Raw genomic sequence first — 14,473 nt, forward strand, 5'->3', positions numbered from 1 at the left:
GGCGGGCCGAAGCCCTCGGCCCGCCCCGGCCCCACCTCCCGAAGGAGCCCCTGGTCATGACCTCCAGAAGAGCACCACGCCCCCGTCCGCCGCCCGCTCGACCGACCTTCCGGAAGCCACGATGTCCTCCACCCCGAAGCCTGACGCCCCGGCGTCGGTGAAGTTCCCGCACCGTTCCCGCCGCGGCATCCTGCTCGGCCTGAGCCTCTCCCAGCTGATCACCGTCGCCGCCACCGGCCTGCTGCTGCTCGCCGTCCTGACCACCCGCGGCGTCGTCGGCGCCCTCCAACTTCTGCCCCTGTGGGGCGCGGTCGCTGCCGTCGTCTTCCTCCGCTACCGGGGACGCACCCTCGCCGACTGGGCCCCGATCGCCGTCCGGTACGCACTGCGCCGCCTGCGCGGACAGCTGCTCTGGCTCGCCCGCCCGTCCCGGCGCCCGGTGCGCGATGGCCTGCTGCACCTGCCCGGCAGCGCGGCCAGCCTGCGCGTGGTCACCGCCCCCGACCGCCGCTACGGCGCCGTCCACGACCCGCACGTCGGCACCCTCACCGCCATCGTCAAGGTCAGCAGCCGCGCCTACGCGCTGCTGGACCCCGGCACGCAGTCCGCCAACGTAGCTGGCTGGGGCCGGACCCTGGCGGCGCTGGCCCGCACCGGGCACGTCGCCCGGATCCAGGTGATCGAGCGGACCGTCCCGGACTCCGGCGACGCGCTGCGCCGATACTGGGAGGAGCACGGCCGCCCGGACGCCCCGCTGGCCGGTGCGCTGTACGGCGAGCTGATCGAGAGCGCCGGACCGGCCGCCGCACCGCACGAGTCGTACATCGCCATCGCGCTGGACTTCAAGAAGGCCCGCCGCCTGATCAACCAGGCCGGCGGCGGCCTGGCCGGGGGCTTCGCGGTGCTCGCCCAGCTGACCTCCGCGTGCGAGCAGTCCGCCCACACCGCCGGGCTGAACCCGACCGGCTGGCTGTCGGCCGCCGAGATCGCCGCCGTCGCCCGCACCGCCTACGACCCCAAGTCCCGCTCCGCGCTGGACCGCTGGTCCGCCGACGGCCGACCGGCCGCCGCCCCGGCCGCGGCGGGCCCGGTGGTCGTGGTGGAGAAGGCCGACCACATCTCCACCGACTCCGCGCACCACACCACGTACTGGGTGGAGAACTGGCCCCGGACCGAGACATCCGCGGGCTTCCTGCACCAGGTGATGTTCGCCTCCGGTGTGCGCCGCACCATCTCCCTCGCCTACGAGCCCAAGGACCTGGACGCCGCGATGCGCGACGTCCAGCGCAAGAAGGCCAGCGTGATCGCCGACTCCGCCGAACGCGCCCGCCGGGGCCAAGTCGCCTCCGAGGCCGACTCGGTGGAGTACCAGGACATCCAGGCCCGCGAACGCCAGCTGATCGCCGGGCACGCCGATGTCGCGCTGACCGGCCTGCTGACCGTCTCCGCCGACACCGAGGAGCAGTTGCGCTCGGCCTGTGCGGTGATCGAGACCGCCGCCGTCGGCGCCCAGCTGGACCTGCGCCCGCTCACCTGGCAGCAGGCGACCGCGTTCACCGCCGCCGCCCTGCCCTTCGCCCTCGCCGCCTGACGCCGGCCCGCCCCTCCCCGAAGGAGCCACGATGCCGGCCACCTCTCCGGACTTCGTCCCCTACGCGACCGCCGCCGTGGACTTCCACCGCGTACTCAACGTCCCTGCCGGACCGCTGGTCGCCTCCCGCACCGAACTCGACTGCCTGCACGAACACTTGACCTCACTGCACGCCCTGCTGGACGCCCACGCCGAACGCACCGCCCCGCTGCTGCCCGCCGAGGGCAACCACCTGCGCGCCGCCCGCACCCGGCTGTGGCAGGCCGCCGACCACCTCCACGCCGCCTACCACTCAGCACCCCGGCCGGGCAGCGGCGAGGTCCCCGACGCCGAAGCCTGCCGCGCCCGACTGCCCGAAGGCGCGCCGGAGTTGACCGTCTGCCGCCGCCACCAGCAGGCCGCCCGCCTGGTGCGCCGCCGCACCACCCCCACCGACCTGCACTCCTCCTTCACCGGCCTCGTCCGACACTGACCCCGGAAGACGCCACCATGACCAGGAACCGCGCCACCGCCGCCCAGCTGTTCGTCCCGCGCAAGCCCAGCCGCGCCGAGCGCCGGGCCGCCCGCAGGAGCTTCGCCGCAGCCCGAACCAAGGCCCGCGCCTTCCGACTCCCTTCCCGGGAGCGGGAGTTGACCGGGGCCGACCCCGAGCTGCAGCCGACCTACCCCGCCTCGGGGCGGCCCGGTGCCGCATCCGCCCGCGGCAGCCGGCTGCGCCTGCCCAAGCACCGGATGACCACCGCCGTCGCCGGCGGTGCCTACCCGTTCCTCGCGGAAGCCGGCCTCGGTGCCGAGGGCACATTCATCGGCCGCGACCTGCACGCCGAGGCCGCGTTCTGCTTCGACCCGTTCACCCTCTACAACTCCGGCCGGATCGAGGGGTTCACGAACCCGAACGCGGCCCTGTGCGGGGTGATCGGCATGGGCAAGTCCGCACTGGCGAAGTCGATCGCCACCCGGTCCATCGCCCACGGCTACAAGATCTACATTCCGTCCGACCCGAAGGGCGAATGGTCTTCCCTCGCCCGGGAGTTGGGCGGGCAGACCATCGCGCTCGGCCCCGGCCTGCCGGGCAGGCTCAACCCGCTGGACGCTCCGTCGCGGCCCGCCGGGGTGGACGAGGAGGAGTGGCTCGGCGAGGTCCGCAAGCGGCGCCTGCTGCTGCTGGCGAGCCTGGCGGCCACCGTGCTCAAGCGCGACCTGCTGCCGATGGAGCACACCGGCCTCGACGTCGCCCTCGACCTGGTCGTCGCCGAGGCCGAAGCCGCGGGCGTGCCTCCGCTGCTGGGCGACATCGCCCACACCCTCGGCCGCCCCGAGCGCCTGGACGCCGCCCTCGGCGACCACGGCGCCGGCCTCGGCCGGGCCGTCGACGACCTCGCCCACGCCTTCCGTCGGCTGGTCCACGGCGACCTGTCCGGCATGTTCGACGGCCCCTCCACCGTCGCCTTCGACCCGCACGCGCCGATGCTGTCGATCGACCTGTCCCGTCTGGGCAGCAGCGGCGACGACACCGCCCTCGTGCTGGCGATGACCTGCGCGAGTGCGTGGATGGAGGCGGCGCTGGCCGACCCGGACGGTGGGCGCCGCTGGGTGATCTACGACGAGGCGTGGCGGATCATGCGGCACGTCGGCCTACTCGAGCGCATGCAGCAGCAGTGGAAGCTCTCCCGGGGCCTGGGCATCGCCAACCTGCTCGTCCTGCACCGGCTCTCCGACCTGCTCGCGGCGGGCGACGCCGGATCGCGCGGCCGGGTCCTGGCCGAGGGCCTGCTCGCCGACTGCAGCACCCGGATCATCTACCGCCAGGAGCCCGACCAGATCGCGGCGTCCATGGCGCTGCTCGGCCTCACCGGTGTCGAGGCCCAGGCCATCGCCGCCCTGCCCCGCGGCCGGGGGCTGTGGAAGGTCGCCGGGCTGTCGTTCGTCGTCCAGCACCTGCTCCACCCGCGCGAGAAGGCGCTGTACGACACCGACTTCCGCATGGCCGCGCAGCCAACCACCCTGCTGACAAAGCAGGTTGAGGATCGATATGCCTGTTGACCGCGGCGTGGAACGCGCCGAGATCCCCCACTCCCTGCTCGTCGGCGAGGACTTCGCCGCCTTCGAATCCCTGATAGCCGCCCAGCGCGTGAAGCGGGGCAGCGGCCACGACGACAACTGGAAGCTGATCATGACCTTCAACGGCACGGACGAGCAGGGGCGGTGGACGTACACCACCGCCGCCTTCCAGACCGTCCCGCCCGATGAGATGACCCGGCCCGTTCCGCTGGGCTTCGTCGAGATCGACTTCAGCGAGGACGGGCAGGCGCTGCCGAACACCCCGCTCGGCGACGAGCGGCGCCGGACCATCGCCGTCCTCGCCCGCACCACCGCCGCTGTGCATCCGGCCACCGCGGCAACGAGCGCCCCCACCCCCGCCGCCTCGCCGGCGGCCGCGCGCCGCACCCGCTGAACCGCCCGGCCCGACCATCCGCTCGGGCCCCTTACCGAGAACCGTGAACACCCATGCCCACCAACGACGCCGTGCCCTTCCTCGACCACGCCCACCTCACCGAGGCCGACTTCGCGGCTTTCGAGCAGCTGTTCGCCGCTCACCGCGACGGCAACGACCGCGCCCACCCCGACTGGGAACTCGTACTCGCCCACACCAGCCACCTCGGCGGCGTACAGCAGGACTCCTACGCGGTCTTCCGCCCGATCGGCGACCGCGGGTCCTCCCTGCCCAACCACTGGGAGGCCAAGGTCTACCTCGACGAGGCCGGCCGCGTCCTGCCCGAGCAGCCCGGCCCACCAGCTCCCCTGCCGCCGCTCGCCACCGCGCTGGCCGCGCACCTGCCCGGCTGGTCGGCACGTCCCTGCCCGCTCAACCCCGGGCGGGACCTCGCCGAACTCACGGGGCGGCTCTGGGGCCGACACCCCTCGCAGTGGACCAGCGCCACCGCCCCGCACAGCGCCTTCGCCCTCGACGGACCCGGCGGCGAGCACCTGCTGGTCGTCCAGCCACACCCCGACGGGCAGGTCGTCCTCCGCTCGATGCTCCCCGACGACGCACCCGAGAACCAGTATCTCTGGTCGCCGCGACCGCCGGACCCGGCGGAGTTCTCCGCCGCCGCAGACGCCGCCGCGATGGCGGCCGAGGTCCGGGAGCGATTCGCCCCCGCCTACCAGCGGGCCGTCTGGTACGCACGCACCGCCGCCGTGGAAGACGCCCTCGTCTCCCTGGACGACCTGAGCGTCGCGTACGTCCTGCCGCCGAACACCCGGCGTTTCGGGGAACCCGAGGTCTTCGAGTCCGCGGCGGCCCGCGACCATGCTGCCTGGCAGCATCTCGACGTCCTGGCGGACCAAGGCCCCCACATCCTCGCCGGGATCCGGGCGGTGACCACCGCCGAGGACCGCCTCGACCCCGTCATCGGCCCCCAGCTGCACCGACTCCACCACGCCGAGGACGCGCTCGCCGGCATCCGAGAGGTCCGAATCCGGTGGGAAACCCTCACGACCCGCACCGCAAGCGATGACCCGGCCACCACTCGGATCCGCTCGTGGGCCGAGGACCAGCGCAACAGCGAGGCGTGGTCGCGCTCGGCGTGGGTCCCGGGCATGTCGCTGGCCGTGCTGGCCCAGGACGTCACCCGACGGATCGGCCGCCCCGTACCGAGCCGCGAGAAGCAGGTCGAGGCAGCCGTGGCCCGCACCGAACGCCGCGGGGCAAGTTTCACTGCCGAGCCGGCACCAGCAGCCTCGCCTCCCGCCACTGCCCCACGCCGTACCCGCTGACCGCACACCACCGAGGAGACCCACTCATGACCGATCTGGATCATCGGGCACACGAGGAGTTCCTCCCTCGACCCGGCACGTCGACCGCATCTCTCCCGCCAACCGACAGGGCTGCGCAGGAGTACGCCGTCCAGCGTCTGGCCTCCACCGGGCCGGGCGAGTTCCCGGAAACGCTTCACCAGCTCGTAAGTAGCGACTTCGGTGCGGTCAGCCGACTTCACGAACTCGTGAGCATGGCGGCGCAGTGGTGCCAGGACCGCGGTGCTCGGCGGTATGGGGTCGAGTTGGATTCCCTGGCGGAGCGGATCACCGAGATCGGCGAGGAGCTGCACCTCGTCAACGAGGGCCTCGCCGGTGAACTGGCCGGTCGGAGCGAGCGGCTGGCCGCCGCCGTCAGCCGCTCCCCCACCCGTCCTACGCGGACGCCGTCCCCTGCCGCCTCGCCCTCCGCTTCCCCCGTCCGTCTGGAAGCGCCGACGCCTGGCCGCCGTTCCGGGCGCTGACGCGACGCTCTACCACCGCTCCTCCGGCCGGGCCAAACCTCGGATCCTGCGGACCATCGACACCCCAGCCCCCGCTCTCGCAGGGGCGAGCGTCGTAGGAGCACCGCCATGCACCCCGTCACGTTCTCCAAGTCCGGCTTCGAGGTCACCGCCCACACTCGCCGCACCCCTCCGAACAACGAGTTCACCCCGATCACCACGCTCCTGGTGAACCGGGGCGTCGACTACACCATCGACTTCGAAACCGGCGACTACATCGACGCCCAGCTGCCGGACGGCAGCTTCCTGCTCGCCGGTCCCCAGTACGCCGACTACCAGGAACCCGGATGGACCGGTCCGCAGAACGGCTGGTTCGCGGAATGGCTCGAGGTCGGTGGCGAACCCAAACCCCTGTACGACAGCCAGCCGGGGCATCTCCACCACGAACACGGCACCGACACCGGGCCGCTGCTGGCCTGTATCGACGAGCACCTCGACCGGCGCGGTGTCCCCTCCGAGCAGGAGGTGCGGGAGCGGCTGGTGCGGGCCGAGTCGCTGCTGCACCGCGCCGGCTTCGTCCCCACCATCCAGAACGGTGTCGTCTGCCACCGCCTCCCGGCCGCGATGCTCGGTCCCGCCGAGCGACGGGTGGCCGTGACGAGGGCGGCCGACTACCTGCGGGCCGAGGGCTTCGGCGTCAACTGCCCGACGGACCTGACCGACTGGGCCGCCGAGCGGGCCACCCCCCCCGTCCCACTCGCTGACCCGCCTCGGCAAGGACATCGCGAAGGCCGGCCACACCGAGGAGGTGGTGGCCGCGCTCAGCGTGCTGACCGCCCCCGGTGACGGCGTGCTGGACCAGGCCATCGACGCGCTCCAGCAGACCGCCACCTGGTGGGAGGGGCTGAACTCGACCTCCTCCGATCCGCACTACGCCGCCCGGCTGCGCGAGGTCGCCAACCTGACCGACCGCTATGTCCAGGAGATCCGGGCGCTGCGGGGGGACCTCGCCGACCGGCACGCCGCGCACCCCCAGTCGGCGGCCCGGTCGGCGGCGAGCGGGCACGACCTGCGGGTGGCCGCCGCCCTCGCCTCCTCCCCTGCGTCCGAACGCACCCTCACCGGGCACCCCGCCGAGGCACTGCTCGCCGCCCAGCCCCCGGCCGCCGGCCGCCCCGCCGGCCGCAACCGCTGACCTCCGTACGGAAAGCCCGCCATGCCCACTTCGTCCCCGCAGCCCGAGGTCGTCCTCGGCCACCACCCCGACCACGGCGTCGTCGCCGCCCTGCCCACCCGGTCCGCCGCTGCGGCCTGGATGCTGGAGCGGCTGGAGTTCCAGCGCGTCGCCGACCACCCGCACCTGTACGCGCTCACCGAGCAGCACCGCGACACCCCGAACCGTCTCCGGTGGGCGATCAAGGTTCTCGACGGCGCGGGCTACGCCGTGCACAGCAACCTCTCGCTGGACACCGGGCCCGAGCCGCCAGCCGAGCTGCCCCAGCAGGTGGCCGCACCCGCGCCGGAGCGCGAGCCGGACGTGGTCTTCGCCGAGAGCCCGTCCTTGGGGGTGATCGGGGCGGTCGGCGACGGCCCGGCGCAGGAGGCCCACGCCGTGATGAGCAGTTGCGGCTGGTGGCGCCACGCGAACGCGGGCTTCTACTTGCCGCCCTTCCCACCCACCGACCCGCACCTCGGTGAACGGGATAACGCGCTGCGGGCGGTCGCCGTCACAGCGCGCGAGCTGCGCCGGGCCGGGTACCAGGTCGGCGTGCAGAGCCGGATCTCCGCCGAGGTCGCCGACCTCGCGCCGTCCACCCCCGCCACCACCGCTCGTGCGTTGCGCACGGCCGAGGCCGCGCTGCTCAGGAGCCCGGCGGCCCGGCAGGTGCCTACCGCGAAGGCGGGCCCGAGCGGGCCGCCGCCCACCGCCGTTGACCCTCGGGCCGCGTTCGCGCGCGCCCGCTGACCACCCTCCACCCGGTTTCGAGGAGATCCGCTGTGTCCACTCCAGCCACCACCGGCGAACAAGCCCCCGACTTCGTAATCTGGCGCCACCACCAGCGCCCCGACGTCCATGCCGCCCCCGGCCTGCTCCCGCAGCCCGTCGCCGACGCGGTCCTGCCCGCGCTCGGCTTCGAGCCCGACCCGGCCCGGCCCGGCTTCTTCACACTCACCGACCCCGAGCACGACGCCCAAGAGCGCGCCCGTGCGGCGGTGCGGGCCCTGCGCACGATGGGCTACCGCGTCGGCACCGAGCCCGCGTTCGACGTACCCGGCACCACCCTGCGCCACCGCGACGAGCCGGACGTCGTCTTCGGCGAACACCCCCACCTGGGGATCGTCGCCGCCGTCAGCGACGGCCTGCCGATCGACCCCGCACCGTTCCTCACTCAGGCCGGCTGGCACCACACCCGCGGCCTCGACATCTACCTCGCCCCCACCGCCGAGCGCGAGGCCGGCCTCGACGCCATCGCCGCCGCCAACGAACAACTGCAGCACGGCCGGTACAACGTCGCCGTCCAGCGCCACCTCGCCGCCGACGTCCACGCCCGCCGGGCCGACACCCGCGAACGCGGCCGAGCCCAGGGGCTCCCCGGCGCCCCGGCAAGGAGCACCCAGTCGGCCGCCGAGGCGGCTGCCGCGCCAGTGTCCGCCGAGCGCGCCGGCGCCCGCAGCCGCTGAACCCCCTCTCCCCAGAAGCAAGGAGCAACTCATGGCAGTGAAGAAGGTCTGGACGATCGCCCACTCGTGCGGGCACGAGAGCGAGCGAGACCTCGGCGACCGCCCGGCCGACCGCCGCGCCGGGTACGCCGACTGGCTGGCCCGGCAGGAGTGCACCAACTGCTGGCGCGCGGCGAAGGACGGCGACGAGGCCGACAAGGCCGCGTGGCTGGCGGCCAAGCGTGCTGAGGAGCAGGTGGAGTCCGATGCCTGGTCCGAGCGGTACCGGATGCCGCCGCTGGAGGGCACCGAGCGGGGCACCGCCTGGGGCGTGCGCTGCCGCCACCAGGTGCTCGCCGCCGCCTACACCGCCCTCGTGCTGGAGGGCGGCCTGCCCGAGGCCGACTGGGAGCAGGTCGAGGAGCAGGCCCGCACCGTGACCCGCGCCGGCTGGTGGATCGACCAGCGCGCCTCCGAACCCGGCGACCTGCAGGAGCTGCTGGAGGCCGCCACCGCCGCCGACCGGCCCACCGAAAACCCCTTCGTCTGACCTGCCCTGCACCCGAAACCCAACTCCCCTTCCCCTGCAAGCGATTCGGAAAAACCGCCATGCACGTTCCCCCTTCTGCACTGCACCGTCCGGCGCACCGAGAGCACCCTCGACCTGTTGAACGCACTGTTCACCCTCAGCGACGACCAGGACTTCGAGCCGATCCTGCTCGAAGCAGGCGGGTTCGCAGATTCCTGGATGGCCAACAACAGGAACCCGCGCGCCGAGTGCCCTCCAGGGTCGTTCAGCACGCGGGTTCGGCGGGCTCGGTGAGCTGATCTGCTCTGGCTCAACTGTCCAGGCATCGCTTGCTGAGCCAGGCGACCATCTCGGGGTCGTGGTGGTCGAAGAACAGGGTCTTGACGGTGCGACGCGCGGCTGGTGCATCGTGGTCGACCCTGGCCGGTGCGAGGTGGCCCTGGCGTTACTTGCCGCTGTAGACGGGGAAGGCGCTGTGCTCGCCGTAGTCCACGTCGCGCAGGTTTCGCAGGGCGTCCATGTCGTCGCCGGAGATCTCGAAGTCGACCTCGGCGTTGGAGCGCATGTGCTCGGGGTTGGCCGTCTTGGGCAGCGACACCGTGCCCAGCTGGAGGGTGTAGCGGATGCACAGCGGGGGGACGGACACGCCGTACCTGTGCGCCATCGCCTGGACTTCAGCGTTCTTCAGGATTGCGCCGTGGGCGATCGGCGAGTACGCCTCGACGAGGATCTGCTTGCTCTCGCAGTAGGCCAGCAGGTCGGAGGGGGTGTTGCCGGCATGCACGAGCAGCTGGTTGACGTGCGGGACGACGCTCGCGCCCTGCAGGATGTTCTCCAGGTCGTGCTGCTGGAAGTTGGAGACGCCGATGGATCGGATCTTGCCGGCCCGGTGGGAGTCCTCCAGGGCGCGCCACGCCTCGCGGTTTCCCTGGGCGTAGTCGCCGCCGCGGAAGTCGTTCCACGGCTGCGGGCTGTGGATCAGCATCAGGTCGACGTGGCCCAGGCCCAGCTTCTCCAGGGAGCCGTCGATCGCGGCGAGTGCCTGGTCGTAGTCCTTGATCTCGGCGGCGAGTTTGGTCGAGACGAACAGCTCGTCGCGGGGCACCCCCGAGGTGCGCACGCCCTCGCCGACGCCGCGCTCGTTGCCGTATGCCTGGGCGGTGTCGATGTTGCGGTAGCCGATCCGGACGGCTGCGCGGACCGCGTCGGCCGCCTTGTCGTCGTCGATGAACCAGGTGCCGAGCCCCAGCCGGGGGATCTCGACGCCGTTTGCCAGTGTGTAGGTCTCGTCCAGGACGGTCATGCGTTCGCTCCGTTCTTCGGCAGCTTCCCGTACGCCTCGTCGGTGACGGGCTCCAGCCATTCGTTGCTGACGTTCTCGCCAGGGGTGATGAGGGCGACGTGGGAGAACCACGCGTCGGCCTTCGCGCCGTGCCAGTGCTTGGTGCCCGCCGGGACGCGGACCACGGTTCCCGGCTCCATGCTGACCGGGTCCTCGCCTTCGGCCTGGTACCAGCCGCTGCCCGCCGTGCACAGCAGGATCTGGTCACCGCCGCCTGCCGTGCCGTGGTGGATGTGCCAGTTGTTGCGGCAGCCCGGCTCGAAGGAGACGTTGCTGACGGGAACGCTCCCCGAGGCGAGGGAGGCCAGGTAGCTCTGGCCGATGAAGTACTGCGCGAAGGCGTCGTTCTTCTCCCCGAGGGGGAAGATCTGGTCGAATCCGCCTGCGGTCATTGCGCTCTCTCCTTGCGGTCCGGCACGGCCTGCCGGTCGTGCGGAGTGTCGTTGTGTCGCTCGCGCCGAGGGTCAGGCGGAGCGCTCGTCGGCGATCTTCTTCAGCTGCGTGATCGCGGTCATGGCGTTGGGCCAGCCGGCGTAGAACGCCAGGTGCGTGATCGCCTCGGACAGCTCCTCCACGCTCAGCCCGTTGTCCAGGGCGACACCGAGGTGATAGCCGAGCTGCTCGCTGCGGTACAGCGCCGCCAGGACGCTCACGGTCACCAGGCTCCGGTCGCGCGGCGACAGTCCGGGGCGCTCCCAGACGTCACCGAAGAGGACCTCGTCGGTGACCTCGACCAGCTTCGGGGCGATTGCGGCAAGCGCCCGGGGCGCGGACTGCTTCGGCATGACAGATGACTCCTTGATCGAATGGTGTGGGCCGGGCCGGTTCCACGGTGAGCCCGACCGGGTCCCAGGGCAGCCGCGGCATCGCGCGTCCAACCGGTTCCCGACCGCTGGCGCGGCCTCCGACATCGAGGAAACCCCAGCTCAAGGAAGGGGAGAAGGGTCTGCTGTTACAGGTACTGGCAGGACCCCCCACGCCTGCGCCGTCCGGCTTAGCGTGGAAGACATGAGCACCGAGAGCGACATCCGCGAGTTCCTGGCCTCCCGCCGCGCCAAGCTCACCCCGCAGCAGGCCGGGCTGCCCGCCTACGGCGGCAACCGGCGCGTGCCCGGCCTGCGCCGCGAAGAAGTCGCCCTGCTCGCCGGCGTCAGCATCGACTACTACGTCCGCCTGGAGCGCGGCCACCTCGCCGGAGCCTCCGAGGAGGTTCTCGACGCCGTCGCAGGCGCCCTCCAGCTCGACGACGCCGAACGCGCCCACCTGTTCGACTTGGCCCGCGCCGCCGCCAAACGCCCCGCCCGCCGCACCCGCCGCCCCACCGGAGCGCTCCCGGACAGCGTCCTGCGCGTCCTGGCCTCCATGACCGACTCCCCGGCCTTCATCCGCAACGGCCGCCTCGACATCCTCGCCACCAACCCCCTCGGCCGCGCCCTCTACGCCCCCCTGTTCCCCGACCCCACCGCGAAGACCACCAACATCGCCCGCGCCCAGTTCCTCACCCCCGAAGGCCGCGACTTCTTCCCCAACTGGGAAGTGGGCGTCAACACCACCGTCGCCCTGCTGCGCACCGAAGCCGGACGCACCCCGCACGACAGCGAACTGACCGGGCTCATCGGCGAACTCGTCACCCGCAGCGAGGAGTTCCGCACCGCCTGGGCCAAGCACAACGTGCGCCTGCACCACACCGGCCGCAAGGCATTCCACCACCCGGCCGTCGGCGACCTCACCCTCGACTTCGACGCCATGGAACTACCGGCCCAGCCGGGGCTGACCCTGACCGCCTACAGCGCCGCCCCCGGCACCCCCGATCACGACGCCCTGCAACTCCTCGCCAGTTGGGCCGCTACCGCCGAGACGGGGGCATCCAGCGCAGGCGAGGAGCAGGACCGAGTATTCGACCGCTGACCCGGGGGAAGGCCATCTTCGGGCGGCGGCCCGACCACGGGCGCACCGGAACGCACCCGACACCCGCGGTCCTGCTCGCGGGGCAGGCCGGCAGATTCCTCGCGCGGTTCCGGCGGGAGTCCTCTCCGGGGTCGCGTGGTGGCCGTGGGCTACCAGGGAGCAGTGCGGGCGGGCGCCTGGGCGCGGGTGTGCCGGGGTGCCTGGGACCGCAGGGCCGGGTGGTGCCGGGAGGTCAGCTGTCGAGGCGGCGCTTGCTGAGCCAGGCGACCATCTCGGGGTCGTGGTGGTCGAAGAACAGGGTCTTGCCGGTGTCGAGGGCGGCGATGGCGGTCATCTGGTCGTCGGTGAGGGCGAAGTCGAAGACGTCGATGTTCTGCGCCATCCGGTCGGGGTTGACGGACTTGGGGATGGTGACGATGTCGCGCTGGATGAGCCAGCGCAGCACGACCTGGGCGACGGACTTGCCGTGCGCATCTCCGATGGCGGCGAGGACGGGGTGGGTGAACAGGTCGTTCTTGCCTTCGGCGAAGCCACCCCACGCCTGGTGCTGCACCCGGTGCTCGCGCATCAGGGCGTGGTCGGCGGTGCGCTGGAAGAAGGGGTGGGTCTCGATCTGGTTGACCTGCGGGGCGGTCTCGTTGTTGAGGATCAGGTCGAGGAGGCGGTCGGGGTAGAAGTTGGCGACGCCGATCGCCCGGGTCAGGCCCTCGCGGTTCGCGGTCTCCATGGCGCGCCACTGGCCGTAGACGTCGCCGTAGGGCTGGTGCATCAGGTACAGGTCGACGTGGTCGAGGCCGAGCTTGGCCAGGGACGTCTCCAGGGCGCGGCGGGCGTTGTCCTGGGCGGGGGCGTCCTGGACCCACAGCTTGGTGGTGACGAACAGGTCCTCGCGGGGGATGCCGCTGTTCTTGATGGCGTGGCCGACGGCTTCCTCGTTGCCGTAGGCGGCGGCGGTGTCCAGCAGCCGGTAGCCGACCTCCAGGGCCTGGGTGACGGCGCGTTCGGTCTGGTCCGCGTCGATCTGGAAGACGCCGAAGCCGAGGATCGGCATCTGGACGCCGTTGTTCAGGGTGACGTGCTGCACGGGGAGTCTCCTGGAGCTGGTGTTCGGGGGTGTGGGGTGGTGGAGGGCCCGGTGGGCGGTGCGCGGCTGCCGGTGGTGTTCACGGCGTCAGGAGCGTTCCATCATGCGCATGCCCGCTTCGTTGTGGGTGTCGCCGGCAGCCGGGGGCAGGGCGCTGAGCCGGTTGAGCTGGTCGTCGGTGAGGCGGACGGCGTCGGCGCCGGTGTTCTCCTCGACGCGGGCCACGCGGCGGGTGCCGGGGATGGGCGCGATGAAGTCGCCCTGGGCGAGCAGCCAGGCCAGCGCCACCTGTCCCGGGGTGGCGTCGATCTCGGCGGCGATGGCGGCGACCTGGTCGGCCAGGCGCAGGTTGTGTTCGAAGTTGGCGCCGGTGAAGCGGGGGTTGTCGGCGCGGAAGTCGGTGGCGTCGAACTGGCCGGTGGAGCGGATCGTGCCGGTCAGGAAGCCGCGGCCGAGCGGGGAGAAGGGGACGAAGCCGATGTTCAGCTCGCGCAGGGTGGGCAGGACGTGGGCTTCGGGGTCGCGGGTGAACAGGGAGTACTCGGACTGCACCGCGGTGACGGGGTGGATGGCGTGGGCGCGGCGGATGGTGTCGGGCCCGGCCTCCGAGAGGCCGATGTGCCTGATCTTGCCTTCGGCGACGAGTTCGGCCAGGGCGCCGACGGTCTCCTCGATGGGGGTGCCGGGGTCGACACGGTGCTGGTAGTACAGGTCGATGCTGTCGGTGCCCAGGCGCTTCAGGGAGCCTTCGACGGCGGCGCGGACGTTGGCCGGGCTGCTGTCGGTGCCGCCCTGGTGGCCGGTGTGGGAGATCAGGCCGAACTTGGTGGCCAGCACCACCTGGTCGCGGCGGCCCTTGAGGGCGCGGCCCACCAACTCCTCGTTGGTGTAGGGGCCGTAGACCTCGGCGGTGTCGAGGAGGGTGACGCCCAGCTCCAGGGCGCGGTGGATGGTGCGGATCGACTGGTCGTCGTCGGTACCGGCGCCGGTGTAGCCGTGGGACATGCCCATGGCTCCCAGGCCGATGCGGGCCACGTCGAGGTCGCGCAGCTTGATGTGCTTCACGGGAAGGCCCTGTTCGTTGGCTGGTAGGGGG

The 14,473-nt window shown here is 72.4% G+C and carries 17 protein-coding genes; 12 read left to right on the forward strand and 5 right to left on the reverse strand.

Annotated features, from left to right (window positions below; all coding sequences use genetic code 11):
- Positions 1-121: 121 nt before the first annotated feature.
- The 11 genes from IH44_RS0111430 (at position 122) to IH44_RS0111485 (ending at position 9,064) form a co-directional block, all read left to right on the forward strand.
- Entirely contained in the window at positions 122-1,591 is a 1,470-nt protein-coding gene (locus IH44_RS0111430) for an SCO6880 family protein (protein WP_030459368.1), read from the forward strand.
- A gap of 31 nt (positions 1,592-1,622) precedes the next feature.
- Positions 1,623-2,063 carry a DUF6238 family protein gene (locus IH44_RS0111435; RefSeq protein WP_030459369.1) on the forward strand — a complete coding sequence of 147 codons (441 nt, stop codon included), beginning with the start codon at positions 1,623-1,625 and terminating at the stop codon, positions 2,061-2,063.
- Between the two features lie 17 nt (positions 2,064-2,080).
- Positions 2,081-3,634 carry an ATP-binding protein gene (locus tag IH44_RS0111440; RefSeq protein WP_051816770.1) on the forward strand — a complete coding sequence of 518 codons (1,554 nt, stop codon included), beginning with the start codon at positions 2,081-2,083 and terminating at the stop codon, positions 3,632-3,634.
- Entirely contained in the window at positions 3,624-4,046 is a 423-nt protein-coding gene (locus IH44_RS0111445; RefSeq protein ID WP_157852266.1) for a hypothetical protein, read from the forward strand. Before IH44_RS0111440 ends, IH44_RS0111445 begins: the two co-directional genes overlap by 11 nt.
- A 53-nt stretch (positions 4,047-4,099) precedes the next feature.
- Positions 4,100-5,371: a hypothetical protein gene (locus tag IH44_RS0111450; protein ID WP_030459372.1), complete on the forward strand. Its 1,272-nt coding sequence runs from the start codon at positions 4,100-4,102 to the stop codon at positions 5,369-5,371.
- Between the two features lie 26 nt (positions 5,372-5,397).
- Positions 5,398-5,874 carry a hypothetical protein gene (locus tag IH44_RS0111455; RefSeq protein ID WP_030459373.1) on the forward strand — a complete coding sequence of 159 codons (477 nt, stop codon included), beginning with the start codon at positions 5,398-5,400 and terminating at the stop codon, positions 5,872-5,874.
- 108 nt (positions 5,875-5,982) lie between these two features.
- On the forward strand, positions 5,983-6,699 hold the full coding sequence (locus IH44_RS42620; protein ID WP_030459374.1) for a hypothetical protein: 717 nt from the start codon (positions 5,983-5,985) through the stop codon (positions 6,697-6,699).
- On the forward strand, positions 6,665-7,048 hold the full coding sequence (locus IH44_RS42625) for a hypothetical protein (RefSeq protein ID WP_051816771.1): 384 nt from the start codon (positions 6,665-6,667) through the stop codon (positions 7,046-7,048). The genes IH44_RS42620 and IH44_RS42625 overlap by 35 nt, the downstream gene beginning before the upstream one ends.
- Before the next feature lie 21 nt (positions 7,049-7,069).
- A complete protein-coding gene (locus tag IH44_RS42630) occupies positions 7,070-7,819 on the forward strand; it encodes a hypothetical protein (RefSeq protein WP_051816772.1) in 750 nt (249 codons plus the stop codon).
- A gap of 32 nt (positions 7,820-7,851) precedes the next feature.
- Positions 7,852-8,535 carry a hypothetical protein gene (locus IH44_RS42635; RefSeq protein ID WP_051816773.1) on the forward strand — a complete coding sequence of 228 codons (684 nt, stop codon included), beginning with the start codon at positions 7,852-7,854 and terminating at the stop codon, positions 8,533-8,535.
- Between the two features lie 31 nt (positions 8,536-8,566).
- Positions 8,567-9,064 carry a hypothetical protein gene (locus IH44_RS0111485; RefSeq protein WP_030459495.1) on the forward strand — a complete coding sequence of 166 codons (498 nt, stop codon included), beginning with the start codon at positions 8,567-8,569 and terminating at the stop codon, positions 9,062-9,064.
- Positions 9,065-9,488: 424 nt separating this feature from the next.
- Here IH44_RS0111485 and IH44_RS0111490 read toward each other — a convergent pair whose 3' ends face one another.
- From IH44_RS0111490 to IH44_RS0111500, 3 genes are all read right to left on the reverse strand, one after another.
- Positions 9,489-10,346: an aldo/keto reductase gene (locus IH44_RS0111490; protein ID WP_030459377.1), complete on the reverse strand. Its 858-nt coding sequence runs from the start codon at positions 10,344-10,346 to the stop codon at positions 9,489-9,491.
- Positions 10,343-10,777 carry a cupin domain-containing protein gene (locus IH44_RS0111495; RefSeq protein ID WP_030459378.1) on the reverse strand — a complete coding sequence of 145 codons (435 nt, stop codon included), beginning with the start codon at positions 10,775-10,777 and terminating at the stop codon, positions 10,343-10,345. Before IH44_RS0111495 ends, IH44_RS0111490 begins: the two co-directional genes overlap by 4 nt.
- A 72-nt stretch (positions 10,778-10,849) precedes the next feature.
- Positions 10,850-11,170 (reverse strand): carboxymuconolactone decarboxylase family protein, encoded by a 321-nt coding sequence (locus IH44_RS0111500; RefSeq protein ID WP_030459379.1) that lies wholly within the window; start codon positions 11,168-11,170, stop codon positions 10,850-10,852.
- 223 nt (positions 11,171-11,393) lie between these two features.
- Here IH44_RS0111500 and IH44_RS0111505 point away from each other — a divergent pair, with 223 nt between their 5' ends.
- On the forward strand, positions 11,394-12,293 hold the full coding sequence (locus IH44_RS0111505; RefSeq protein ID WP_035954759.1) for a helix-turn-helix transcriptional regulator: 900 nt from the start codon (positions 11,394-11,396) through the stop codon (positions 12,291-12,293).
- Positions 12,294-12,525: 232 nt separating this feature from the next.
- Here IH44_RS0111505 and IH44_RS0111510 read toward each other — a convergent pair whose 3' ends face one another.
- Positions 12,526-13,377: an aldo/keto reductase gene (locus tag IH44_RS0111510; RefSeq protein WP_030459381.1), complete on the reverse strand. Its 852-nt coding sequence runs from the start codon at positions 13,375-13,377 to the stop codon at positions 12,526-12,528.
- An 87-nt stretch (positions 13,378-13,464) separates the two neighbouring features.
- Complete coding sequence (locus IH44_RS0111515) at positions 13,465-14,442, reverse strand: aldo/keto reductase (protein WP_030459382.1); 978 nt, start codon at positions 14,440-14,442, stop codon at positions 13,465-13,467.
- Between the last annotated feature and the right edge of the window lie 31 nt (positions 14,443-14,473).

It is taken from the genome of Kitasatospora sp. NRRL B-11411, from assembly GCF_000721345.1.
GTDB lineage: Bacteria > Actinomycetota > Actinomycetes > Streptomycetales > Streptomycetaceae > Kitasatospora > Kitasatospora cineracea.